This is a genomic window from Rhizobium sp. YJ-22 (assembly GCF_029601685.1).
Taxonomy (GTDB): Bacteria; Pseudomonadota; Alphaproteobacteria; order Rhizobiales; family Rhizobiaceae; genus Metarhizobium.
The window spans coordinates 84,478-106,521 of the sequence record NZ_JARRIR010000015.1 but is presented as its reverse complement, the minus strand read 5'-3'; the positions used below and the strand labels follow the sequence as shown (position 1 = coordinate 106,521).

Genomic DNA, 22,044 nt, shown 5'->3' with positions numbered 1-22,044 from the left:
CGCGGGGTGGAGCAGCCCGGTAGCTCGTCAGGCTCATAACCTGAAGGCCGCAGGTTCAAATCCTGCCCCCGCAACCATCTTTACTTGCGATCCACCCCGCCCACCGGCGGGGTTTTTCGTTTGGGCGGAAATCATAAGGATTCCAGCGAGATCGCCCTGGACGTCGATCTCCACCTTACCTTCGACAGGGGTCAGCAAAATCCTGTCCACGAGAGAGCGCAGGATGTCCGCTGCCTCTATCCGCGTCTCTTCCTCTTCATCCTGCAAGGCCTCGTAGAGCTGCTGGACGCGGTTGCGATATTGCAGCGCCATGGAGGGATGGAGAAGTGGAGGCGGCTCTTCGGCTTCGGCTAGGAACAGCGCCAGCTCCTTCTTCCGGGCTTCCAGCAGGACCATCTTCGCGTTGATCGCATCCGCTGCGCCGCCCTTGAGGATCAGGTTGAGCAGTGTATCGAGCTCCCGGTCGATCCTGGCGACCTCCGCCTCGGCCGCGGCGATCCCCGCGCGGCCTTCCATGCGCAGCCGGTTCATTTCCTGGGTGAACACCTCGCAGAACCGGGCGAACAGTTCGGGATCAACGAGGCGGGTCCGGAGCGCGTTGAGCACCCGTGCTTCGAGTTCCTCGCGCCGGATGTTGACGCGGTTGTCGCAGGTTCCCTTGTTGCGCGCTGTCGAGCAACCGATCAATGTGGCTGAGATCGCCGAATAGCCGCCCCCGCAGCAAGCGCAACGCGTGAGGCCGGAAAAGAGATACCTGGGTCGGCGGCGATAGTTCATCTTGCGGATATCGGCGACACCGCTCTCGTCCCTCTCCGTCCGGTTTTCGCCCTGTCGCGCCTTCACGGCCTTCCAGAGATCGTCGTCGAGTATGCGCAGCTCCGGCGCCTCCTGAACGACCCAATCGGATTCGGGATTGGGGCGAGCCTGGCGCTTGCCTGTATCGGGGTCCTTCACGAAGCGCTGGCGGTTCCAGACGATCTTGCCGACATACATCTCATTGTTGAGGATGCCGTTCCCCCGCTTGGGGTTGCCGTTGATCGTGCTGAAGCCCCAATCTCCGCCGGACGGGGCGGCGATACCCGCCTTGTTCAACGCGAAGGCTATGGTCTTGGCCGACTTGCCGGCGGCATAGTCGCGGAAGATGCGGCGGACGACTTCGGCTTGAGCCTCGTTGATCGTGCGGTCTCCGCGGATCGGTTCGCCGTTGGCGTCGAACCTCTTTACCACGTCATAACCGTAGGAATTGCCGCCGCCCGATTTTCCGGCCTCAACACGGCCACGCTGCCCGCGGCGGGTCTTGTCGGCCAGATCCTTCAGGAAGAGCGCGTTCATCGTGCCCTTGAGCCCGACATGCAACTCGCTGATCTCGCCCTCCGACAGGGTGAGCATCTTCACGTCGGCATAGCGCATGCGCTTGTAGATGCCGGCGATGTCTTCCTGATCCCGGCTGATCCGATCCAGCGCCTCGGCCATGACCAGGTCGAAACGGCCGCGGCTGGAATCCATGATCAGCGCCTGGATGCCAGCGCGCTGGATCATGCTGGAGCCGGAAACGGCGTGGTCAGAGTATTCCTCGACAATGGTCCAACCCTGCTTCTCAGCATGAAGGCGGCACATCCGAAACTGGTCGGCGATGGACGCGTCGCGTTGACTGTCGGACGAATAGCGGGCGTAGATCGCGATCTTCAATGCGCGTCTCCTCTCTGCATCAAGAGGCGCGCTTCCCCCGTCGCCTCGTCGCCTTCACTTCCTCCGCGTAGCATTCCCGCGCAGCTTGCCGCGCCAAAAAGTCCACCAAACGCAAAAGCCGCGGGTCGGGATCGCCACGAGGAGTAAAGGTAAGTTCCGGTTCGTTGAGCAGAAGAGATTCGAGCAGCTCTTCGCGCTCGCTTCTCTTCATTTTCGCCGGAGTATGGGTTGATCGCACGCTCATGCCCGGTAGAGTTTGCCGGATATGAAGTATAAGCAACTGAAAACACGATAGAATGCTCGGCGACTATTGCTGTGTTCCGGCGTATGCTGGCGCGGCGCGGCGTACGTCCGCGCGCTGTGGCATAGCGAAATAACCTGTTCGCTTTTGTCTCCGAACCGACCATCGGTCGCACCGAGATGGCATTTTTCAGATCGCTCAACATGAACGCCATCGTAGCGTATTGCGTTTTACGATACAATCTCTTATCATGCGGTCAAGGAGAAAATTTATGGCCGCCAATGCCGAACGTAAGGAATATCCAATCTCGATGCGACTGCCGGAAGCGGATGTCGCGATGATCGATCGCGCGGCAACGCTGCGTGGGCGCTCGCGAACCGACTTCGTGCGTGACGCTGCGGTGCGTGCGGCCGAAGAAGTCGTCATGGAACAAAGCCTGATCCGCATGAGCCCGCAAGGGTTCGCCGGATTCATAGAGGTTCTCGCCGCCCCGGCAGCTCCGGTTCCCGAAATGGTCGAACTGGCCAGGCGGCCGGCGCCCTGGGAAGCCGGTTATGAGCCCAAGCGGTAAATCGTGGCGCTATCGGCTCCCGAACCACTCACCGCCACGCATGACGTGTCGGAGTTCTCCTGTGGAAACCCGACGCTTGATCACTGGCTGAAGACACGCGCTCTGTCCAATCAGCAGAAGGGTTTCACGGCCGTTCTCGTTGTTCACGAGGCTGGACGTGTCGTCGGCTACTACGGTCTTGCTCCGACCGCCGTTGTCCCGGGAGTGCTGCCGCGCTCGATCCGCACTGGTCAGCCGCCCGATCCGGTCCCCTGCCTTCTTCTCGGCCAGCTTGCCACCGATACGGAATGGTCGGGGCGCGGCATTGGCACGGGCCTGGTAAAGCATGCGCTTCAGCGCTGCGTTCAGGCCGCAAGTCTGATCGGCGGGCGCGCGCTGATGGTCAACGCCGTGGATAATGAAGCCGCGCAGTTCTGGCAACGGCGTGGTTTCCTTCCCACGCGGGACGATCCGCTTGTTCTTTTCCGCTCGATGGCCGCGATCGCAGCCTCACTCGCTGACGCCCAAACCGGCATTTAGCGGATGCGGGGACGCGCACCATCACGGTACTCCGGCGCCAGATCCGCGCGGCCTGCTGCCGAGCCCGTTCCGGGGCCGGACCTTGTCGGACGGTCACGCCAACATCGGCGAGATAACGGTGAAAGGCAAGAATTTCCGGTGAAATCACATTCTGTACTTGTTATCGTTTGAGGTAATATCGCGAAATCGGCTTAATACAGTACATGACGTCAAACCCTCCAACGAAGCATCACTATATTCCAGCGTTTTACCTGAGAAGATGGGCGGGTGGCGACGGCAAGGTCACGGAGTTCACCAAACCGCGTCATGACATCGTCGCGAGAAGGATCATGCCTGATCGCACCGGGTATCAGGAGCGCCTGTATGAACTGAAGGGCTTTGAGCCGAGCCTTGCGCAGCAGGTTGAAGAAAAGTTTTTCAAGCCGCTCGATACCTGGGCGTCCAACGCGCTCACCATGCTCGAACGACACGGCCACCAGGCGCCTTGGGACAGCCATAGCCGCTCGGCGTGGACGAGGTTTCTCCTGTCGCTGCTGCTGCGTTGCCCCGAGGATATCGAGGCTTTCAGGGAATGGTGGCACGAGGATTTCAGCCGCACCGACGCTGACGCTGAAGCGCGCTATCAGGCTGCGCGCGGCGCTGAAGATCCAGAGACCTTTGCCGAGTTCCTCGCCGGCCAACCGCTAGGCATCAAGGAACGCCATCAGTTCCAGGTCTTCTATTCCCTGGTCGACCACGACAGCGTTGGCGGCAAAATCAACGAAATGGACTGGCGCGTGCTGCAATCACCGCCAGCCGCCCCCGCATTCCTGACCTCCGACCGCCCGATAATCAGGACGAATGGCCTCGATCAGGAGGGTGACCATATCGCGCTGCCGATTGGTCCGCGCCTTCTCTTCATCGCCTCCCATGATCGCGGCTTTCTCGATGGAGTCCTGCGCACAAACCAGATCGCTCTCGTGAAGGAATGCAATCGGCAGGTCGTCGAAGGCGCATCGCGGTTCGTCTACGGCATGGATCAGAATCAGGCGCGCTTCATTCAGAACCGCTTCGGCAGGACGCCACAGCCGCGTCTGATGGAAAGCATCGTTCAACGGCGACGAGACGAAGCGGCGCGTCAGGCCAAATAGCGTGTTCGAACTAGGAGTGTCATAATGGGGGGAACAACAAGAATGAATTTCCTGAATCTGGACGACAAGGAACTCGATCAACACATCTATCGCATCATGCCGCAGGAGTACGTTTTCACGCTGTTCAGCGACAGCCAGAACGTCCTGAGCAAGATCAGCAATTGGAAGGATAAGTTTGAGAATTTCCAGCTCAACCTCGGCGGAACGTTGGATGGAGAACGGTTCGATTACGGTTTCAAGGATGATTTCGTCGGCCAATGCTGGACGCGGCACAGCCTCTCGGAAGCGATGTGGGGAATTTATGCGAACGATCCGAGTAAGAGGTATCTGCGTATCCGTTCGACGCCACGCAAACTGCTGACATCGCTTGCCGCAGCTCACCCTCGCATGCCTCAAGACACCTGTTTTGTAGGCGCCGTCAGCTATGAAACCGAGCCGGTCCTGAAGGAATATCTGGCCAACAACGGACGCCTGGAAATCTCGGCACGAGGACTCGTCCGATCGCTTCTTCTCAAGCGTCGGGCCTTCAAGCACGAGGCCGAAATACGCTTGCACCACTTCGGCGATGCGGGCAACTGCGATCCCCGCGGTCTTTATCGGTATCCGGTCGACCCTCACGATATGATCACACAGATCATGGCCGATCCGAACCGGGATCGACGGGGCTGGAAGGCCGACAGGGCGGCAATCGCGAAAGCGACGGGCTTCTCGGGCCAGATCAAACGTTCGAAGATCTACGATCCTCCCGGTTGGGATATCCCCGCCTTCACCTCTTGAAGCCTTCGGCCTGAGGCAGTCGCTGTTTTCATGGCGCCGAAACGGATACCACGGTGGTGCGATTCGCTCCCGTTGATCAGGCGAGCGCCTCAACGCCCCAAATCGAGGTGTCCGGGAACAACCCCTTTTCTGCGATTGCGGCGAGCGCCGCCGGCACGTCCGGCACGAAGAGCACCACGGCAAGATCCGTCATGGCGCGTGAGCAGCATACGTAGAAAAGACGCCGGGTGCGATCGAGGACCGTCTCTTCGCCAGCCTCAATCCGGGCTTGGTCATTCTCAGAAAGCGGTACGTAGCCGAAGTATTTCCCGTAAGAGTATTGGTGGAACGCCGCCTCCTCGTCATCCACCACGACGAGGACCCGCTCGAACTGCGCTCCCTTCACCCCGTGGTGCGTCGCGAACGGCGACTCCTCGGTGAAGTAGCGGCGGTACGCCCAGAGCTCGTTGACGCTACAGGCGAGTAAAGCCTGAACATTTGCGAAGCCGCTGCTACCGTCGTCCACCGGCCCGTCAACGAGATGCGGTCCGAAGCGGTCATCCAGTCGAAGCAGTTCCGTATCGTGGACGTGCCGCATTACCGCGCCGACTGTCGCTTGCGAACCGTCAGCAAGCATCGCTACAAGGTGATCGACCGCATGCTGCAGTCCTGTCAGCACAGCCGCCGCTGGCTGGCCACGCAGGCGATCGGGCTGGAGCTTGGGGCTGGCAAGACGCAGGATCGACATGACCGTAAAGCGGTCGCCTTGCCGAACTGCCGAGACGATCGGCAGGATCTGTTGCGCTATAGGTCGAAGCGGCCAGGCGGAGCCGTCAGCGATTCCTTCGGCAAAGCTGGTCGGGGCGTGATCGTTGAGCGCAGAGTAGAGGCTCGGAAAGCCGAGCCGGACGGCGGCCATCCGGTGAACCAAGACCAGCAGCCTGACATCGCCCTCGGAGACATCGCTCAGCCAAAGCTCGTCTTCGGTTTGCGCTGCGAGCCATGCACGAACCGCGGCGAGGCGAGCGCTTCGCTGATGGTCGGCCGGCAGAACGAACAGGTTGGCCGTGCCAACCACGGGCTGTTCTACTTCGCCGACCTTGATCCGGCGTCCACGTGTCTGGACGAGACCGTCGCCGCCGGCGCGGATGGCGTTGACGACCGCGAGAACTGACGTCGGGCAACGAAAATTCTCCGGCTTGCTGATGTTTGCCCAGCCTTCGTCAAGCGGAACAGCGCCGCTGCCGCTCATATAGATCTTCTGCATCGGATCGCCGAAAAATCCGACACACAATCTAGGCTGCTCGGCTGCGATCGAGCGCAATGCCTCGACAACTTCCGGGTTGGTGTCCTGGCTTTCGTCGACAAAGATGAATGGGAAACGGCTGGCGATCACTCTGCGCAACAGTGGATGCGCGCCGACACAATAGGGCGTCAGTTTGAGGACGTCATCATGACCCAGAATACCTTCGGCATAGCTGCTGCCAGTGCCGTAGGTGAACCTATCCACCGACGCAATCGCGCCCAACTGAGCCTCGAGTTCGGCGATCTCGATCTCTAACCGCGCCTTGGTTCGTGGCTGCGTGCGTGGCTTTTCGTAATGCGCTCGCCGCTCGGCGATCTTCTCCTCGATTCTGACGCCAACCCAGGTTGCAATGTCGCTTTGGAACGGCCGGATCACCGACCACAGGAAGCTATGGATCGTTGAGATGTGGAATAGCGGCGAGACGCCGACATCCTCAGAAATCTCGCCGGCAGCGACTTCTGTATAGGTGATGCAGGCGATCTGCTGCCCCGCGCGACGCAGAGAAGGGCCACGGGTTCGAGCGAGATGGTCAAGGGCCTTGATCAGCGAGGTTGTTTTGCCGGAGCCGGCCCCTGCGACCATCACGAAGGAACGGGGAACTTCTCCATCAAGACAGGCACGAACCTCGACGTCCGCGGGTGTGTCCGGGCTGCCGATGCGACTGGTCATGCGGCAAAACCGTTGCCAGCGGCGGACACGGCGAGGTGGACGGCGCCTTCAGCGCCAGTGTCGCCGTGCTCGCCGTCAGCCCCACCATCGCTGCCTTCGTCTTCGCTCTCGTCCTCGTCATCAGGTTCCGGTTCGGGTGGCGCGATTTCACCCTCCAGCCAACGTAGCCCTTCTGCGATATATTCCGGCACAATCCACTTGGTCGGATCCTCAGCTAGCAACGCCAGAGCAAAGTCGGTCTTGCTGAAACTCTTCGCCTGAACGCGCTTGTGGATACGGCTGACGAGCTCAGCCAGCGTCTTTTCGTCGTTCTTCGCGATCCTCAACTGAAGCAGCCGGCGATCCTTGTGCTGGCACCACTCGAGGTTCTCAAGCGCGAAAGCCTCCTCAAGCGTTCGTCCTGCGAGCGCGGCCGTATCGTGACCCCAACTGACGTCAGTGCGGCATTGATAGGCAACCCGAACAAGCGCGTCATCGTCATTCACACGAGCCTGAGTCTTGTCGTCGGCCGTCGCATCCCAGAGCGCCTCGACGGTCCCGCATTTAGGCAGCCATTGCAGCAACGTCTGATTGGAGGTCGCCGCGCCTGGATGCCCGGCAATGCAGGCCTTGCCCGGCTTGTCGCCCGCCGCTGGCGCCGCCTCTTCGCCTTCATCATCCTCGTCAGCGGCGCCGAGATCGGGCTCCTCCTGTGCGGCAGCCTCACTCTGTTCCGTGGGCCCACCAGCTTGGCCTACGACGGCGTCTTCGCCTTCGGCCAAGACCGCTGGACCGAACACACTGTCAAGGTCGGTTATTATGAGGGTGGTGAGGCCGAGAAATTCGATCAGCGCCTTGAAGCGGTAGCCGAAAGCGCCACCAATCTCTAGAATGGTGAGATATGTCGATTGCAGTCGCGGAGCAGCAGTCTCGATCATTTGCGGCAGCAATAGCCGTTCGACATTGCCCTCAACGAGCACGGCGGCGTCTGCGAAGAACAGATCGCAATGCGCGAGCTTGAGGTAGCGTTCAAGGAAGGTGCGAATATCCGGGGCGGTGCTGTCGTAGAATGCAGAAAGGTTGAGCACGTCGGACGTCGACTCGGCGTTCGCGCGCGAACGCCGAAAATAGCGGATCGGCCGAAAGCCTCGCTCGTAGAGGATATGGGTCGAGTGCGTGGTGACGACGACCTGGCTTGTGTAAGCGGTCCGGTCGACACCCTTGAGCGCGAGGATGTCCATCACCTTGCGAATGAAAGCTTGCTGGAGCTGCGCGTGCAGGTGCGCCTCTGGTTCCTCGATGAAGATCAGATGGACCGGCGGACGGTTTTCTTCGATAGCCAGCCATTGCGCATGGAGGTCGAGCAGTTCAACGACCATAAATATGAGGTTCTTGAACCCTAACCCGTTGTAGCGGTCAGGCAATGTCGGGGGATCGGCCGCACCATCGTCTGGGCCGAGCGCATAGTGGACCAAGGCCGCATCACGGCTGCTCATGATCTGTGCCGGATCGAGCGCGGAGCGGATCATCATGCGAGGGTTGGAGAGTCCGGGATATCCGAGCTTCGATAAGCTCTTCAAGGTCGGCTCAAACACTCTCTCCAGATGCTGGTTGAGCGCGATCTCCGATTGAGCCAATGCGCGAAGCGCCTCGAGGTCGTCACCCTTCTGCTCAAGATTGCGCCCGTAGAAGCGGCTGAGGACTCGCGACAGGTCCTCGGCCCGACCTCCTCCAGCGCTGTCGGACAGGTGACGCTGGGCGTCCAGGAAATCGATGCGCAGGATGCTGTTGAGAATTTCGCGGCCGCTGCGATCCCGACCCGCAAGCGACGAGGGTATGTAGCCGTCCTCGGCGACCATGTCGGTGTCGAACCGCGCCGGATCAAGCACAAAGTAGCGCAGCTCATATTCATCATGCAGAGTATCGCGCAGATAATCACGAAGGTGTCGTGGCGCCGGGTCAAACACCGGAGCGCCGTTCGCATCTTTCTCGACTGCAGCGAGCGCGCGCTCGCGGGCCTCAATGAAACGGTCACGTGTCGCGTCAGGGTCTATCGGCGCATAGGCAACACGCATCCCGACGAGGGTGCTGTCCCAAGCGAGACTAGGCAGCAGGTCAATGGCACGATGAACATCCTCCGCCCCGATTTCCAGCCAAATATCGACTTCCATGGTCGGCAACGCCAGACTGTCGTCGCCCGCACCGAATGCCACGATCCCCGGCCATAAATCCGCGCTGAAATCATGGATGTTGAAACGGCCATGGCCGGTGAAGAGCTGGAGTGCGTGGCCGACGGACGTCTTGCCACTATTATTAGCGCCGACGAAGATGGAAATATCAGATGCGAAGTCGATAACAACATCTTGTAGCCGTCGAAAGTTGCGGACAGCAAGCTTCCTTAAATGCATCGTTCCCGCCCTCCCGATTCGTGCTCGCCGGAATCCAATGTAACTTGATCTAACAGCTATTTGTGCTCTGCTCTATGAGCTTTTAGCAGAAGATCGAGTGCCGACCACGTTCCGGTTCGCCGAAGTTAGAGTAAACAATCGGCCTCTCACATTGGTGGATTTGCGTGCCCACGAGACTTCTCAAATCATAGCAGAGACCGCGTGGCCATTTCGCAGCCGAGCAGCAGCAGGCAAATCAGGAAGCCGCGGCGAAAGGCGAGCGGGCTGATCCGGTTGCGAACGCGCTGCCCCGCCCACATGCCCGCCAGCGCTGGCAAGACTGCGAGCGCCGATAGCGAGAGACGATCGGCCTGGAATGCCCCATGCGCGCCAAGTCCGATGGCGAGCGCGATCGTCGACACGGTAAACGAGAGGCCGAGAGCCTGCACGAGGTCGTCCTTCGACAGACCAAGCGCCTGGAGATAAGGAACTGCCGGGATGACGAAAACGCCGGTTCCCCCCGTCACGGCTCCTGTGATAGCGCCGATCAGCGGTGACAGCCACGGCTCGGTACGGCGCGGAACTCTGATCTGGCGCGCGAACAGTGTATAGGCCGCATAGACGACGAGCGCGATGCCGAGAAACGCTGTCGTAAGCTTTGTGTCGCCGCCGGCGATCCATGTCGATCCGAGCACGGTTCCCGCGACGACAGCCAGCATCATCGGCCAGAGCCGCCGCAGGAGCGGGACGAAGTTCGGGCCGGCCAGGAGCTGCCAGACATTGGTGACAAAGGACGGCACGATCAGCAGGCTTGCGGCCGCTAGCGGCGAGACAAGGGCACCAAGCACGCCCATCGCCACGGTAGGCAACCCCATGCCGGTGACGCCCTTGACGAGGCCGGCCGCGAAGAAGGTCGCAACGACTGCGGCCAGTAACGGTGTGGAAAGATCAAACATTGCCCATGACTGTCGAGCGGACGTCTTCGCGCAATGCGGAAAGACCGATGCGTGACTTCGGCTATGCCGAAGGCAAAAATGCGACTATACGTTCAGCATGCGTTTCGACCTGATTGATCTGCGCCTTTTCCTGGCCGTCGTCGATGCCGGTAGCATCACCCATGGCGCGGCCGATGCAGGGATGTCGCTGCCGGCTGCCAGCGAGCGGTTGCGCGACATGGAGGCCGCAGGCGAGGTCCTGCTGCTCCAGCGCGGCCGGCGGGGCGTCAGTCCGACCGAAGCCGGCGAGGCGCTCGCCCACCATGCGCGCACGATCCTGCATCAGATGGCGCAGATGCGCGGTGAGATATCCCGCTACGCCAAGCGAATGCGCGCAAGCGTCCGCATCTTCGCCAATACGGCGGCGGTTACGGAATTTCTGCCCGCACGGCTCGCGCCCTGGATGGCAGCCCATCCACAGATCGACATCGAACTGAAAGAAAGGCAAAGCTCTGAGATCGCGCGCAGCGTTGCCGCGGGCTTTGCCGAAATCGGTATCCTGTCCAGCGCCGCCGAGATCGCCGACCTCATATCGCACCCCTTCGCCATCGACCGGCTGGTAGCCGTCTTCGCGCTGGACCATGATCTTGCGAAAAAGCCCCAGCTTCGCTTCGCCGATCTGCTCGATCATCCTTTCATCGCCTTGGCGGACGGAGCTTTGCAACAGCACCTAGAGATGCAGGCTGGCCAGCTTGGGACGAAGTTGAAGTTGCGCGTAGCGCTTCGCAATTTCGAAGGTATCTGCCGAATGGCCAGCGAGGGCGTCGGCGTCGGCATCGTACCGGAAACGGCAGCGCGGCGCTTGAGGCGATCCGCACGTATTGCAATGGCTCGGCTTCAGGACGGCTGGGCGACGCGCGAACTGTCCGTTTGTGTTCGCAGCGAAGCGGAGCTGACCGCGCCCGCGCGCAGTCTGTTCGAGCATCTGACATCGGCAACGCACGCCTGATGGGCCGTGATGGACATCATCTCAAGCCAGGCCCTCCAGCTCGAGCGCCTGCTTCACCGCCAGACGTTCCAGCACCTTGTTCATCAGCTGTGCCCAGTTCGGCCAGCTCGTGTCCATCTCAAGACCGATCCGCCGGCCCCAAAGCCAGAACACGACCAGATAGGCATCGACGACCGTGTATTGGCTGGGCACTGCCCATTCGCGGCCATCGGACAGGATATGGTCGATATGATCGTAGGCGGTGAGGATGTTCTCCATCCCCTTGCTCTTCACTGCCTCATGGAGCGCCGGATCGGCCACGAACCGGTGCGGACGCCAGAGCTGGCCATAGCCGATGCCGTGTAGATCGATCGAGATCCAGCTCAGCCATTCCAGGCATCGGGCTTCACCGGCCGGATCGGCAGGCAGCAGTTTCGCCTCGGGATGGCTTCGAGCAAGAAACAACAGGATGGCGACGGCTTCGGTTAAAAGGTCCGGTGCGCCTCCAGCGCCACCGGGAACGCCTGTCAGCGCCGGCACGCGGCCTTTCGGGTTGAGCGCCAGATAGTCCGCCGTCGTCGTGCCTTCGCCGTTTTTGGCTGAGCGGACCTCGGCCTCGTAAGGCTCGCCAATCTCCTCCAGCACGATGTGGATAGCGAGCGAGCAGGCGCCGGGCGAGTAAAAGAGACGGTGCATGAAAACCTCCCGTTCAAGGATCGATGACGTGGCCGCGCCATGGATTTCGGCCGTCGCGAAGCCACAGAAGCGTCTCCAGCCAGAAGCCGGAGGCATGGCTGTCGTGGAACAGGCCGAAATGTCCGACCGTGTCGCGGCCAAAGTCCGACGGCCGTAGCAGCACCGCGATTCGCTCGGCGCTGCCGGTGTAGTATTTCAACGTCCGGCGAATGGCGGCCGGCGTCCCAAGCTCGTCGTCGGACATGGCCACTGCCAGGATCGGCGCCGTGACGGCAGCCATGCGGTCGAGCGCGCCCCGCCTCACCGCGCGCGGATGGCTATGCTCGAAACGCGGCCGGCGAAAACTCCATTCAAGAGCGACGCCAGCCGGCAGGTCTTCCAGCCAACCCAGCCGGCGGCCGGGAAAATAGCCAAAGGCAAGTGTCAGCGCGGGCATCGCGACATGCCATTTGAGAAACAGGTGGAGCCGCCGATGCAAGGCGTAGTCGCCCCACCAGGCATATTGGGCGCCAACGGTCAGCATGCGCTCGATGCGGCGAGCACTCGCAGCGAGTCCCGGCAGGAAGCCGCCGACGCTGTGCCCGACCACCAGCACTCTGTCATGACGACCCTGCTGCTCTATGAACCTGATGGCGGCTTCAAAATCCAGCTCGCCCCAGTCACGCCAGCGATAGCCGCAGCCATGCAGACGGACGGGCCGCGACAGCCCGATGCCGCGATAATCATAGGTCAGCACGTCGAATCCGTGCTCCACGAGGAAACGGGCATAGCGATGGTAATAGCGCGCGAGCACCCCGGTTGCAGGATTGATAATGACGGTCCCCATAGGGTCCGCTTGCCGGACCCGCCAGAGATGGCCGGCAAGCAGAACACCGTCTGGTGAGGAAAGCTCGACCGGCTGTCCTTCAATAAGAGTGGTGTTTGAAGACGGGTTACGCATGCCGGAAGGATAAACGTGTAGGCCGGTTGAGTATATTCACTAGTCGGTATACATTCGGGCATGGCTAGATCACTGAGACCGACACGCGAGCGCATCATTGAGGCAGCCGGGAAGCTGTTCCACGCGGAAGGCATCCGCGCCGTGAGCGTCGACGCGGTCGCCGAAAAGGTCGGGCTCACGAAGCGAACGCTCTATTATCACTTCCGCAGCAAGGACGACCTGATCGCCGCCTATCTCGAAACGCGCGACCAGCCGAACCTTGCGTTGTTCCAGCACTGGTTCGCCGAGACCGAGGGCAACACGGCGGACAAGGTGCAAGGCATTTTCCGCAATCTGGCGGCGTCTGCGCGGCATCCCAAGTGGAAGGGGTGCGGGTTCCTGCGCACTTCGGTCGAGCTCATCCACCTGCCGGGACATCCGGCGATCCTCGCGGGCCGCGCGCACAAGAAGCGGGTCGAGGACTGGCTCTGCGTCGTGCTGGAGGAAATCCGGGCCCCCGACGAAGCGCGCCGTCTCGCGCGGCAGATCGTTCTTCTTCTCGATGGCGCATTCGCCGTCGTGCTTCTGCACCGGGACACCAGCTATATGGACAGCGCCGGCGAAGCGGCTGCGCAATTGGTCCGCGGCTGATGCGAATGAACGAGTCGCAGGTCCGTCGAGATTGGCCTGCCGACTTGCGGCGATTTGGTCGAGAAGCTACGGCAGGAGGACCTGCGCATCGCTTTTGATCTGCTCATAGACGGGTTGGCGGATGCGGTTTCGGCTTGAGTAACCGTTTTCGGATACCTCGCCTGAAGGGCGTAATTACTGATAGTCGGCTTTGCGTTTTCCCGGGTTTACGATCCGATAGAACTTTGGGGGAAAGTCTTCCCCCTGGCCGGCGCCGAAGTCGCCGGCACACCCCCTTCTGCGGGGAGACCCCGCAACGCCCCCCGAGAGTCAGAGTGCGGACTGGGTTAGCCGTGACGGGTTGAGGGCTGGGAGAGAGGCTCCCGGCGCCCGTCGCGGAGAACCGCGATGTCCAGACATGACCGCACCCCTCGCACCGGCTCCGACCGGACGAACCTTTACGACGAAATCACCGACAAGATCATCGCCGACCTCGAGGCCGGGCGCTTCCCGTGGGTGCAGCCCTGGGGCAAGGCCGAGGCCAAAGCCCCGCTTGGGCTTCCGAACAACGCCAGCACCGGCCGCGCCTATAGCGGCATCAACATTCTCATCCTCTGGGGCGCAGTCGTACAGCATGGCTTTCCCGGTCAGGGCTGGCTCACATACCGTCAGGCGGCCGCGCTTGGCGGAAATGTCCGCAAGGGCGAGCACGGCACCACCGTCGTCTATGCCGACCGCTTCATCCCCGAGGACGAGAAGCGGCGGGCGCGCGAAAGCGGCGAGGAAGCCCAGGCCATACCTTTTCTCAAGCGGTTCACCGTGTTCAACACGGCCCAGTGCGAGGGCCTGCCCGACGACATCACCGTTGCCGCGCCGCTCCCGCCGCCCGGCCTCATCGAACCGACGGTCGAGGCTCTCATCAAGGCGACCGCCATTGACTTCCGCATTGGTGGCGATCGGGCCTTCTACATGCCTACGCTCGACTACGTGGCCGTGCCACCGCCGCAAGCCTATTTCGAGCCGATCAACTGGCACAGGACCGCGCTCCACGAGATCGGCCACGCCAGCGGCCACCACAGCCGGCTGAACCGCGATCTCTCCGGTTCCTTTGGAACCAGGAAGTATGCGTTCGAGGAGCTCGTGGCCGAGATGAGCTCCGCCTTCTGCTGCGCCTCGCTCGGCATCGTCCCGACCGTACGACACGCCGATTATATCGGATCGTGGCTGGAGGTGCTACGCGAGGACAATCGCGCCATCGTCCGCGCCGCCTCGCAGGCCAGCAGAGCGGCCGACTGGATCTTGTCCTTCCTTCCCGAGACCGATGCTCCCGCCGCCGGCGCAATCGACAGAAGGGCGGCGTGATGCGTTTTCGTCGCTGGCATCGGTCCGCACCCTATGGAGACACGTCGCGTAAACGCGCGGCATTTCTCCGCAAGCAGCGCCTCCAACGCGAGGCGCTGCCGCTTTTCGCCGAAGAGATCGCCGCCGGTCAGCTCTCCGTCGACGAGGAAATGGCCCGTCGAGCTGTCTGGTGGGACGAGGCCGAACGCGAGCGCCGCCGTCAGCGCGCTGCCTGGTGGCGCAAGGGCCGCGCTCGGCTCTTCGCGCTTCCGGACACGCTGCGCGCGCGGGTGCGCGAGATCTGGCGGGCCTGCCCGTATCCGGCCGATCCGGCGAGCTTCGCCGATTTCCTCCATCAAATCGCGGTCGGGAAGCTAAACCCCTGGCGGCCACCATGGAAATTCCATGAGGACCGCGAGGCGCGGATCACGCGCGACCCGGCGACGTTCGACCAGGCCTTCCGCCAGATCGGCCGCAGACAGAAAGGCGACGGGCCGAAGACCACACCGGCCGACGAGCTGCTGTTCTGCGGGAATCTCGGCTCAGGCATCATTTTCTTGCGGTCGCGTGTCCGACCGATTGAGCGCCACGAAAGCTTCTACGTCTCCTACAGCCACCGCCCAAGCGTCTCCAACGACAGGGGCGGCCACTTCGTCGAGATCGAGGTGATGGGGGAGTGCTCGGATGCGGAGCTGTCAACAATAAAGCGGATCGCACAGGCCGCCGATACGCGCCTTGTCGTCATCCGTCGTGCAGCGCGCAGGATCCAGGCCACGGAGGGGGGCGGCCACCTCACACCGAGCCCGCCTTAGCCGCCGGAGAGGAAGAGGGGGGATGGGGATTTATGACGGGTTTAGGGCTGAGAGAGAGGCTCTCGGCGCCCGTCACGGAGTAGCCACCATGGCCCGAGCCAAGAAGAAGCCTGCCCTCGAACTGATCGAGTTCTCGCGAGCGCGCGACATTCCCTTCAACCGCATCCGTTTGTCCCACGACAATGTGCGCGAAACCGATGTCGAAGCCGGTCTCGACGATCTCGCCTATGACGTCGAACGACGCGAAGATCTGATCCAGGGCATCAACGTCCGCGCCATCCTCGATGCCGACGGCAACGAGACCGGAGATTTCGAGACGCCGGCCGGCGGCCGCCGTTTCCGCGTCATCGCCCGGCTGGTGGAGAGGGGCCGCTTCCCCGCCGATGGTCTGGTTCCCTGCATCGTCAAGAAAGCCAACGCCAAGACATCGGCCATCGACGACTCGCTCGCCGAGAACACGTTCCGGCTCGCGCTTCATCCGCTCGACCAGTTCAAGGCATTCAAGCGGATGGTCGACGGCGGCATGACCAACGCCGAGGTCGCGAGTGCTTATTTCACCACGGAGCGCTATGTGGATCAGCGCCTTGCACTGGCGAAGGTCTCGCCCACGCTCCATGCCGTCTATACAGAGAACAGCATGACGCTGGCGATGCTCGAGTCGTTCACCGCGCACCCGGATCACGCACGGCAGGAACAGGTCTGGGACGCCGTCCGGCAATCCCACCATCGCGAGCCCTGGCGCATTCGCAACATGCTGACCGAGACCAGCGTTCCCGCATCCGACAAGCGGGTGCTCTTCATCGGCCTCGACACCTATGTGGCGGCCGGCGGGCCGGTTCTGCCGCGTTACCTCTTCGACGATGAGGAAGACGGCTGGCTCGACGATGTGCCGCTTCTCGATCGCCTCGTCGCCGAAAAGCTTAAAGGGGTCGCTGCGGCGGTGGCCGCCGAAGGCTGGAAGTGGGTCTCGGCGGACCTCTATCTTCCATACGGCCATCAGTATGGGCTGCGACCCATCCCGGGCGAAATCGATGATTTGACCGAGGAAGAAAATGCGGCCTTCCTGGCGCTGCGCGACGAACACGCCGACCTCGAAGACAAATATCATGCGGTCGACGAACTGCCGCGCGAAATCGACTATCGTCTTGCGGAGCTTGAAAAGCAGATCGAGGCCTTCGAGCGTCGCCGGGTTATCTACGACCCCGCCGAGATTGCCATCGCCGGCGTCTTCGTCACTGTCGATGAGGATGGCGAGCTCGTTGTCGATCGCGGCTGGGTCCGTCCCGAGGACGAGCCGACCGCGTCCGTCGAGGGCGAAACGCCGGAGATCGAGGGCGACGGGGATGCCGACGGCGTGACCACGTCCGATGTCCAGCACGCCGTGATCACCGTCGGCGGTCAGCCGGTCGAGTTCGACGAGGAAGAGGACATGATCAGGCCTCTTCCCGAGAAGCTCGTCGCCGAGCTGACGGCACACCGCACCGTTGCGTTGAGCGACGCCGTGGCCGCCAATCCGCATATCGCCATGACGGCGCTGCTGCATCGTCTCGTACGCGACCGCTTCAAGCGGTCTCCGAGAGGCGCGACCGTTCAGGTCGAGGTTCAGGAAGTCTACTTCCGCGAACAGGGCATCGATCTCAAGAACAGCCCCTATGCGAAGTCGGTGGCAGAACGGCACGCCGGCTGGAAGGCAGGTATTCCGGCCGATGATGACGCTCTCTGGGATTGGCTCGACGCCCTCGATCTCGATAGCCGGCTGGCTCTTCTCGCTCATTGCGTGTCCTACGGCATCAACGCGCTCTACGAGCGGCCGAATCCGCACAGTGCCACCGGCATTTCTGAATACGACCTTCGCACCCGTATGGCCGAGGCCGACCGCCTTGCCCGCGTCACGGGTCTCGACATGGCGGAGGCCGGCTTCCGTCCTACCGTCACGAACTACCTCGGCCGCGTGACCAAGTCCCGCATCCACGAAGCCGTGCATGAGGCGCTGGGCGAAGAAACAGCGCGTCTCATCGACCACATGAAGAAGGATGAGATGGCGCGTCAGGCCGAACGCCTCCTGGCCGACACCGGCTGGCTGCCGGAACCGCTTCGCCTCTTTGTCGAGGAGCCGGCCGCCGACATGCAGGCAGTAGCCCAGGAAGATGATGTGGCGCTGCCGGAGTTCCTTGCCGGCGATGACAAGGCGGATGCGTCCAACGATCCGGTGGTTCTCGTCGCCGCCGAATGACACCGAACGTCGAGGCGGCTTCGGTCGCCTCGCATTTCATTCTTCCCACTTCACGGCCCGGCCTCTCGCCGGGCCATTTTCGTTTCAGGAGACCATCGTGGCCATTCCCGATCCAGTCCGCACAAACTTCAACACGCTGCTGTGCGCCGCCGGCGACGGCAATCTGGCGCTCACGGAGTGCCTGGACGCCGTCACCCCGTGAGCGTCGCTACGTCCTCTGCGCCGTGGGCCGCGCAGAGGGCGGCCATATCGTCATGACGCCGTTCGGCCATCTCGCCGATGGCAACCCCTTTGATGCTTACCTTCCGCCCGATCCCGACGATCCGAACGGCTTCATCTCAACGCCGGACGGGGGGACTGCGACATGATTACCGTCGAAGAGATACTGGCTGCGGACCTGCGCTGCCCTCCCTCGCAGCGCTCGCTGCCGTGGCCCGAAACCCGCAATGGCGTCACCGTCGTCGTCGAGCCGAAGCCGCATTGGGCTGCTGATATGGCAGCTTTCCGGCTTCAGGATCGGTCCTGGTGCTACTACGCCGACTGGATCGAGAACGGCCCAGCCGCGCGGTTCTTCGATCACCCCGAAACCAGCGGCAGCGACGTGATGACCAATGCTCACGCCATGCTCGCGCGCGAAATCGCGCAGGGGCTCTGGCGCATATGAAGAGGAAGAGAGCGGACGGGCCTGGCTGGTTTCGGACCGGCGAAGAGAGAGCGCTCACCGGACCTGTCTCCATCCTCTCTCAGGAGAACCAGGCCATGACGCTCCAGACCAGCGCACGCCACTTTGCGACCCTTGTACCGTATGATCGTCGCGAAAACTTCCTGCCGACATTGTTCGGTCTCCGGCACCTCATAATCGCGGAAAACGCCGTCTATCATTTCATGGAGCGGCTCAGTCCTTATGACTATGGCGGCGGTTTCTGGGATTTTTTCGAGCTCCGGGGCCGGCCTCTGTTCCTCGCGCCTACGTCCCGCAAGCGCATGCGGATCGAAAGCGGGATCACCGAGTTCCGTGGCGAGGTCTCCGCGGAGGCCGCGGGCATCATCGCGACCCTGTTCGTCCTGTCGCACCTCTCCATCCAATACGAATCCGATCATCTCGCCGAAGGCTATCATCGCCTCCATGACTATCTGGACGGACATCCCGAAGCATCGGCGATCTATCAGGCAATCGATTGAAGGACATCGAGCGTCCCGTCTTCCTGGCGGGGCGCTTTTTTCATGCCGGCCACGGCCGCCATTCGAGAGCGATAGAGGGAGAGGGGTGTCGGTTTGACCGTGACGGGATGATGGGCGGGAGAGAGGCTTCCGCCGCCTGTCACGGAGACTTCACGATGAACAGCTTCAGCATTGCCAACCTCGGCGCGAGAACCTTTCCCGCAGTCGCGGCGCTCACCGCCGCCCGAAAGCTTCCGCTGCGAATAACCTGCCTCGGTGAGGCCCGCTATGCCGGGAACGATCCGGATCTCGATTCCTGCACCCTAATCAGCACGGTCGATCTCTGCCAGTGCAGTTCCCTCGACGACGCGATCGCCTGCGTCGAACGCCTCTCCCGCCGCGATCGCTTCGAGACCGGCGAAGGCGACGCCATGACGTTCAAGCCTCGACTGTTCGTCGTTATCGACGGAGAACAATGCCAGGTTCTCGCTGGCGAGCCTTCGCATCGCAGCGTTCGTTGGTGCGATCCCGTCGCTTCGGATGGCGAAACGCGCCTCGTCGTCGCGAAGGCCAGCAAGCTGCGTGGGGAAGCGTCGTCCGAGGCGCGCCGGGACAATGCCGCTTCCGCCCAGGACCTGCGCTTCCGCGCCAGCATCCTTGAGGGCCGGCTTGTCCATGCCGACTGGCGGCAGACGGTGCGGGCCGCGCTGCTGAGGGCGGCGTGACGCCAGACCCCGGTTTTCCGATCCAGCCCGGCCACCGCGCCGGACACATTCATTTGAGGAGTATCCCAATGCCGAAATTTGTTGTCCGCAAAGGCCACGATGCCTTCGTCTACTACGAGACCGTCGTTGAGGCCGACACGTCCGAAGAGGCGCGAAGCCTCGCCAAAAGTGTCCACTACGATGGCGAATGGCTCGCCACCGGCGACGTGCAGGAGTTCGACGATTACGAAATCGACGAGCACAGCGGCGTGCGCCTGCTCGAACCGCGAGAGACCGTCGAAGCGTTTCACACCATCACCGTGACGGCCCGCGAGCGCGACGCCGTGCTCGCCGGTCTCTCCACCCTTCAGCTTGCTCTTATCAATGGGCCCCTCGATCCGGTGTTCACGGGCGACCTCACCAACAACGGCGCGCACGCCGGCCTCGAACTCCACGAGATCGACGAACTGTACCGACGCTTCAAAGTCTAGGAGGCGGCGGTGTACGCCACCTATCTCCGTCTCGACATTCTGGTCTGGGACAGCGACCGCGCCGTCATCCGGGCGGCGCGGCGCAAGCTGTCCCGCTCAGCCTGGAACGATCCCGAAAAGCGGGACGCGCGAAAGCGCTTCTATCGCGAGATGTTAGGCCACCACGCCGAGGCTCAGCGGACTGTGGCGCACTTCCGCCTCTGACCACGACACCACCGTATCCATCGACCATCGCCCGGCCGTCGCGCCGGGCTTTCTCGTTTTCAGGAGCCCGACATGGCCGACCACTTCACCCATTTCTCATGCCTGCTGGACGTCGGCACACCCGACAATGCCGCCCGCGCGCTTGCGCTTTACAATCAGCTTTCCGAAGACGGCGCATCCGAGGATCCGCCCTCGGACGGTTTCCTCTTGTCGATCCAGCCCGAGCACGGCGGCAGCAAGCTCTGGATGCGCGACGACGTAACCGGCGATCCGGAACGCCTCCTTCAGTTCGTCAGGATCTGCGCCGCGGAGTTTGGCCTGAAAGGCCGCTGGGGCTTCCAGTACGCCAACTCCTGCTCGCAGCCGCGTGTCGACGCCTTCGGCGGCGGCGCGCATGTAGTCGACCTCACCACTGGCAAGACGATCGCATGGACCTACACCGATGGGTGGCTTGCGTGGGTCCTCGGCGGAGGCGATCCCGATGAGTAAGGTGATCGAGACGAAGGTCTATCAACTTGCTGAGCTATCCGACGCCGCCAGGGAGAACGCCCGAGCATGGTATCGAGAGGGCGGCTTCGACTATGACTGGTACGCTACCATCTTCGATGATTTCGAGCAGATTTGCGAAATCCTCGGCGTTCGCCTGAAGGCGCGCGCCGTCCGGCTGATGGGCGGCGGAACCCGGCAGCAGCCACGCATCTACTTCACCGGCTTCTGGTCGCAAGGGGACGGCGCCTGCTTCGAGGCGTTCTATTCCTACCGGAAGAACGCCTCGCGCGACATCCGGGGCCATGCCCCGAAGGACGACCGCCTGCATGCCATCGCCGACGGTTTGCAGACCGTCCAGCGACGGAATTTCTATCAGCTCCGCGCTGATGTCAGCCACCGTGGCCACTACTATCACGCCTATTGCATGGCGATCTCTGTCGAGCGGGACAGTCCGACCTGGCAGGGCATGACCGCCCATGCCGGGGAGATCGTGACCGAGGCGCTGCGCGATCTCGCTGACTGGCTCTACCGGCAGCTCGAACGCGAATACGAATACCTGACCTCGGATGAGTCCGTCGAGGAGACCATCATCGCGAACGAATATACCTTCACCGAAGCCGGCCGTCGCTTCGGCTGACGCTGTCGAGCGTCCCGTCTCCAAGCCGGGACGCTCCTGGCATGGTCGCGTTGGCTCGCCTGGCGGGTCGTTGGGGCCGCGCTACCACTCACCCTTACGCCGGTCCACCGCGTATTCGAAGCGCAGCGCCCACGGCCGGATCGCCAGATTGTCATCCGTCCGCGTCACGCGCAGTCGCGACATTCCCGGCGCGACGGTCGGCGCAGCGTCGAAAACGACGGGGATCGTGTAAACCTCCCGTGCCTGCCGGTTCTGGTAGCGGGCCTCCGCTTTGACAATGACCGCGGGCGCGATGTCCCAGATCTCCGACAGGGCCGCGAGGCCAACCGCGATCGCGATGGTGCAGGCACGGAAGGCGGTCGAGGTCGACCAATGCCCCTCTCCGAAACCCGGCAAATCGGACGTGATCGTCGATGCCGCGAACGCCAGGATGATGAGCCAGTAGAATCTCGGCGCACGCGGAAGCAGCCATGTCCTCACGAGCTTAATCCTTCCAATATCGCGGTTTTTTCGGGATTTGCGCGAGCAAACCTGCGCCAAATCTAGCCCGCTCGATT

Annotated in this window: 23 protein-coding genes, 1 tRNA gene and 1 pseudogene; 18 read left to right on the top strand and 7 right to left on the bottom strand. The window is 62.3% G+C overall.

The features are described from left to right. Positions 1 to 77, top strand: a tRNA-Met gene (locus P7F60_RS26150). Here P7F60_RS26150 and P7F60_RS26145 read toward each other — a convergent pair. Continuing rightward, positions 34 to 1,689: a recombinase family protein gene (locus P7F60_RS26145; protein ID WP_084438349.1), complete on the bottom strand. Its 1,656-nt coding sequence runs from the start codon at positions 1,687 to 1,689 to the stop codon at positions 34 to 36. The two genes, P7F60_RS26150 and P7F60_RS26145, sit on opposite strands and share 44 nt — an antisense overlap. Before the next feature lie 512 nt (positions 1,690 to 2,201). Here P7F60_RS26145 and P7F60_RS26140 point away from each other — a divergent pair. The 4 genes from P7F60_RS26140 to P7F60_RS26125 all read left to right on the top strand — a co-directional run bounded on the left by P7F60_RS26140 (position 2,202) and on the right by P7F60_RS26125 (position 4,927). Next, on the top strand, positions 2,202 to 2,501 hold the full coding sequence (locus P7F60_RS26140; RefSeq protein ID WP_064332035.1) for a DUF1778 domain-containing protein: 300 nt from the start codon (positions 2,202 to 2,204) through the stop codon (positions 2,499 to 2,501). 3 nt (positions 2,502 to 2,504) lie between these two features. Next, entirely contained in the window at positions 2,505 to 3,020 is a 516-nt protein-coding gene (locus P7F60_RS26135; protein ID WP_064332036.1) for a GNAT family N-acetyltransferase, read from the top strand. A gap of 203 nt (positions 3,021 to 3,223) precedes the next feature. Further along, on the top strand, positions 3,224 to 4,150 hold the full coding sequence (locus P7F60_RS26130; protein ID WP_064332037.1) for a DUF4238 domain-containing protein: 927 nt from the start codon (positions 3,224 to 3,226) through the stop codon (positions 4,148 to 4,150). Between the two features lie 42 nt (positions 4,151 to 4,192). Beyond that, entirely contained in the window at positions 4,193 to 4,927 is a 735-nt protein-coding gene (locus P7F60_RS26125) for a hypothetical protein (RefSeq protein ID WP_094543306.1), read from the top strand. Between the two features lie 76 nt (positions 4,928 to 5,003). Here P7F60_RS26125 and P7F60_RS26120 read toward each other — a convergent pair whose 3' ends face one another. The 3 genes from P7F60_RS26120 to P7F60_RS26110 all read right to left on the bottom strand — a co-directional run bounded on the left by P7F60_RS26120 (position 5,004) and on the right by P7F60_RS26110 (position 10,203). Continuing rightward, positions 5,004 to 6,881 carry a UvrD-helicase domain-containing protein gene (locus P7F60_RS26120; protein WP_094543304.1) on the bottom strand — a complete coding sequence of 626 codons (1,878 nt, stop codon included), beginning with the start codon at positions 6,879 to 6,881 and terminating at the stop codon, positions 5,004 to 5,006. Further along, the gene (locus tag P7F60_RS26115; protein WP_094543303.1) at positions 6,878 to 9,268 is read right to left on the bottom strand and encodes an AAA family ATPase; all 2,391 of its coding nucleotides are present in this window, start codon (positions 9,266 to 9,268) and stop codon (positions 6,878 to 6,880) included. The genes P7F60_RS26120 and P7F60_RS26115 overlap by 4 nt, the downstream gene beginning before the upstream one ends. A 185-nt stretch (positions 9,269 to 9,453) precedes the next feature. Next, the gene (locus P7F60_RS26110; protein ID WP_203316580.1) at positions 9,454 to 10,203 is read right to left on the bottom strand and encodes a sulfite exporter TauE/SafE family protein; all 750 of its coding nucleotides are present in this window, start codon (positions 10,201 to 10,203) and stop codon (positions 9,454 to 9,456) included. 97 nt (positions 10,204 to 10,300) lie between these two features. Here P7F60_RS26110 and P7F60_RS26105 point away from each other — a divergent pair, with 97 nt between their 5' ends. Beyond that, positions 10,301 to 11,191 carry a LysR family transcriptional regulator gene (locus P7F60_RS26105; protein ID WP_277920578.1) on the top strand — a complete coding sequence of 297 codons (891 nt, stop codon included), beginning with the start codon at positions 10,301 to 10,303 and terminating at the stop codon, positions 11,189 to 11,191. A 21-nt stretch (positions 11,192 to 11,212) separates the two neighbouring features. Here P7F60_RS26105 and P7F60_RS26100 read toward each other — a convergent pair whose 3' ends face one another. Then, on the bottom strand, positions 11,213 to 11,866 hold the full coding sequence (locus tag P7F60_RS26100; protein ID WP_179253463.1) for a glutathione binding-like protein: 654 nt from the start codon (positions 11,864 to 11,866) through the stop codon (positions 11,213 to 11,215). A gap of 13 nt (positions 11,867 to 11,879) precedes the next feature. Next, complete coding sequence (locus P7F60_RS26095) at positions 11,880 to 12,806, bottom strand: alpha/beta fold hydrolase (RefSeq protein WP_094543294.1); 927 nt, start codon at positions 12,804 to 12,806, stop codon at positions 11,880 to 11,882. A gap of 60 nt (positions 12,807 to 12,866) precedes the next feature. On the opposite strand from P7F60_RS26095, the gene P7F60_RS26090 reads away from it, so the two are divergent. The 12 genes and pseudogenes from P7F60_RS26090 (at position 12,867) to P7F60_RS26035 (ending at position 21,487) form a co-directional block, all read left to right on the top strand. Next, positions 12,867 to 13,436, top strand: a complete 570-nt coding sequence (locus tag P7F60_RS26090; protein ID WP_094543292.1) for a TetR/AcrR family transcriptional regulator — start codon at positions 12,867 to 12,869, stop codon at positions 13,434 to 13,436. A 387-nt stretch (positions 13,437 to 13,823) separates the two neighbouring features. Continuing rightward, on the top strand, positions 13,824 to 14,777 hold the full coding sequence (locus P7F60_RS26085; RefSeq protein ID WP_094543291.1) for a zincin-like metallopeptidase domain-containing protein: 954 nt from the start codon (positions 13,824 to 13,826) through the stop codon (positions 14,775 to 14,777). Further along, positions 14,777 to 15,568, top strand: a complete 792-nt coding sequence (locus P7F60_RS26080; protein ID WP_094543289.1) for a hypothetical protein — start codon at positions 14,777 to 14,779, stop codon at positions 15,566 to 15,568. The genes P7F60_RS26085 and P7F60_RS26080 overlap by 1 nt, the downstream gene beginning before the upstream one ends. Positions 15,569 to 15,656: 88 nt before the next feature. Continuing rightward, positions 15,657 to 17,801 carry a chromosome partitioning protein ParB gene (locus tag P7F60_RS26075; protein WP_094543287.1) on the top strand — a complete coding sequence of 715 codons (2,145 nt, stop codon included), beginning with the start codon at positions 15,657 to 15,659 and terminating at the stop codon, positions 17,799 to 17,801. A 97-nt stretch (positions 17,802 to 17,898) separates the two neighbouring features. After that, a pseudogene (locus tag P7F60_RS26070) lies at positions 17,899 to 18,169 on the top strand (DUF6117 family protein). Continuing rightward, positions 18,166 to 18,465 carry a hypothetical protein gene (locus P7F60_RS26065; RefSeq protein WP_094543285.1) on the top strand — a complete coding sequence of 100 codons (300 nt, stop codon included), beginning with the start codon at positions 18,166 to 18,168 and terminating at the stop codon, positions 18,463 to 18,465. The pseudogene P7F60_RS26070 and the gene P7F60_RS26065 overlap by 4 nt, the downstream one beginning before the upstream one ends. 95 nt (positions 18,466 to 18,560) lie before the next feature. Continuing rightward, positions 18,561 to 18,983 carry an antirestriction protein gene (locus P7F60_RS26060; RefSeq protein WP_094543282.1) on the top strand — a complete coding sequence of 141 codons (423 nt, stop codon included), beginning with the start codon at positions 18,561 to 18,563 and terminating at the stop codon, positions 18,981 to 18,983. After that, positions 18,980 to 19,687 carry a hypothetical protein gene (locus P7F60_RS26055; protein ID WP_277920577.1) on the top strand — a complete coding sequence of 236 codons (708 nt, stop codon included), beginning with the start codon at positions 18,980 to 18,982 and terminating at the stop codon, positions 19,685 to 19,687. Before P7F60_RS26060 ends, P7F60_RS26055 begins: the two co-directional genes overlap by 4 nt. 68 nt (positions 19,688 to 19,755) lie before the next feature. After that, positions 19,756 to 20,157 carry a hypothetical protein gene (locus tag P7F60_RS26050; RefSeq protein ID WP_094543276.1) on the top strand — a complete coding sequence of 134 codons (402 nt, stop codon included), beginning with the start codon at positions 19,756 to 19,758 and terminating at the stop codon, positions 20,155 to 20,157. Positions 20,158 to 20,166: 9 nt separating this feature from the next. Beyond that, the gene (locus tag P7F60_RS26045) at positions 20,167 to 20,361 is read left to right on the top strand and encodes a hypothetical protein (protein ID WP_094543274.1); all 195 of its coding nucleotides are present in this window, start codon (positions 20,167 to 20,169) and stop codon (positions 20,359 to 20,361) included. 72 nt (positions 20,362 to 20,433) lie between these two features. Further along, a complete protein-coding gene (locus P7F60_RS26040; RefSeq protein ID WP_094543271.1) occupies positions 20,434 to 20,850 on the top strand; it encodes a hypothetical protein in 417 nt (138 codons plus the stop codon). Then, complete coding sequence (locus P7F60_RS26035; RefSeq protein ID WP_094543269.1) at positions 20,843 to 21,487, top strand: antitoxin of toxin-antitoxin stability system; 645 nt, start codon at positions 20,843 to 20,845, stop codon at positions 21,485 to 21,487. The genes P7F60_RS26040 and P7F60_RS26035 overlap by 8 nt, the downstream gene beginning before the upstream one ends. 81 nt (positions 21,488 to 21,568) lie before the next feature. Here P7F60_RS26035 and P7F60_RS26030 read toward each other — a convergent pair whose 3' ends face one another. Continuing rightward, a complete protein-coding gene (locus P7F60_RS26030; RefSeq protein WP_143853304.1) occupies positions 21,569 to 21,967 on the bottom strand; it encodes a hypothetical protein in 399 nt (132 codons plus the stop codon). Between the last annotated feature and the right edge of the window lie 77 nt (positions 21,968 to 22,044).

Excerpts from the sequence above, each read along its gene's own strand:
- P7F60_RS26060 (WP_094543282.1), top strand. The coding sequence starts at position 18,561 with ATGACGCTCCAGACCAGCGCACGCCACTTTGCGACCCTTGTACCGTAT.
- P7F60_RS26075 (WP_094543287.1), top strand. The coding sequence starts at position 15,657 with ATGGCCCGAGCCAAGAAGAAGCCTGCCCTCGAACTGATCGAGTTCTCG.
- P7F60_RS26115 (WP_094543303.1), bottom strand. The coding sequence starts at position 9,268 with ATGCATTTAAGGAAGCTTGCTGTCCGCAACTTTCGACGGCTACAAGAT.
- P7F60_RS26125 (WP_094543306.1), top strand. The coding sequence starts at position 4,193 with ATGAATTTCCTGAATCTGGACGACAAGGAACTCGATCAACACATCTAT.
- P7F60_RS26040 (WP_094543271.1), top strand. The coding sequence starts at position 20,434 with ATGGCCGACCACTTCACCCATTTCTCATGCCTGCTGGACGTCGGCACA.
- P7F60_RS26035 (WP_094543269.1), top strand. The coding sequence starts at position 20,843 with ATGAGTAAGGTGATCGAGACGAAGGTCTATCAACTTGCTGAGCTATCC.
- P7F60_RS26080 (WP_094543289.1), top strand. The coding sequence starts at position 14,777 with ATGCGTTTTCGTCGCTGGCATCGGTCCGCACCCTATGGAGACACGTCG.
- P7F60_RS26085 (WP_094543291.1), top strand. The coding sequence starts at position 13,824 with ATGTCCAGACATGACCGCACCCCTCGCACCGGCTCCGACCGGACGAAC.
- P7F60_RS26120 (WP_094543304.1), bottom strand. The coding sequence starts at position 6,881 with ATGACCAGTCGCATCGGCAGCCCGGACACACCCGCGGACGTCGAGGTT.
- P7F60_RS26130 (WP_064332037.1), top strand. The coding sequence starts at position 3,224 with ATGACGTCAAACCCTCCAACGAAGCATCACTATATTCCAGCGTTTTAC.
- P7F60_RS26095 (WP_094543294.1), bottom strand. The coding sequence starts at position 12,806 with ATGCGTAACCCGTCTTCAAACACCACTCTTATTGAAGGACAGCCGGTC.
- P7F60_RS26100 (WP_179253463.1), bottom strand. The coding sequence starts at position 11,866 with ATGCACCGTCTCTTTTACTCGCCCGGCGCCTGCTCGCTCGCTATCCAC.
- P7F60_RS26110 (WP_203316580.1), bottom strand. The coding sequence starts at position 10,203 with ATGTTTGATCTTTCCACACCGTTACTGGCCGCAGTCGTTGCGACCTTC.
- P7F60_RS26065 (WP_094543285.1), top strand. The coding sequence starts at position 18,166 with ATGATTACCGTCGAAGAGATACTGGCTGCGGACCTGCGCTGCCCTCCC.
- P7F60_RS26105 (WP_277920578.1), top strand. The coding sequence starts at position 10,301 with ATGCGTTTCGACCTGATTGATCTGCGCCTTTTCCTGGCCGTCGTCGAT.
- P7F60_RS26140 (WP_064332035.1), top strand. The coding sequence starts at position 2,202 with ATGGCCGCCAATGCCGAACGTAAGGAATATCCAATCTCGATGCGACTG.
- P7F60_RS26090 (WP_094543292.1), top strand. The coding sequence starts at position 12,867 with ATGGCTAGATCACTGAGACCGACACGCGAGCGCATCATTGAGGCAGCC.
- P7F60_RS26050 (WP_094543276.1), top strand. The coding sequence starts at position 19,756 with ATGCCGAAATTTGTTGTCCGCAAAGGCCACGATGCCTTCGTCTACTAC.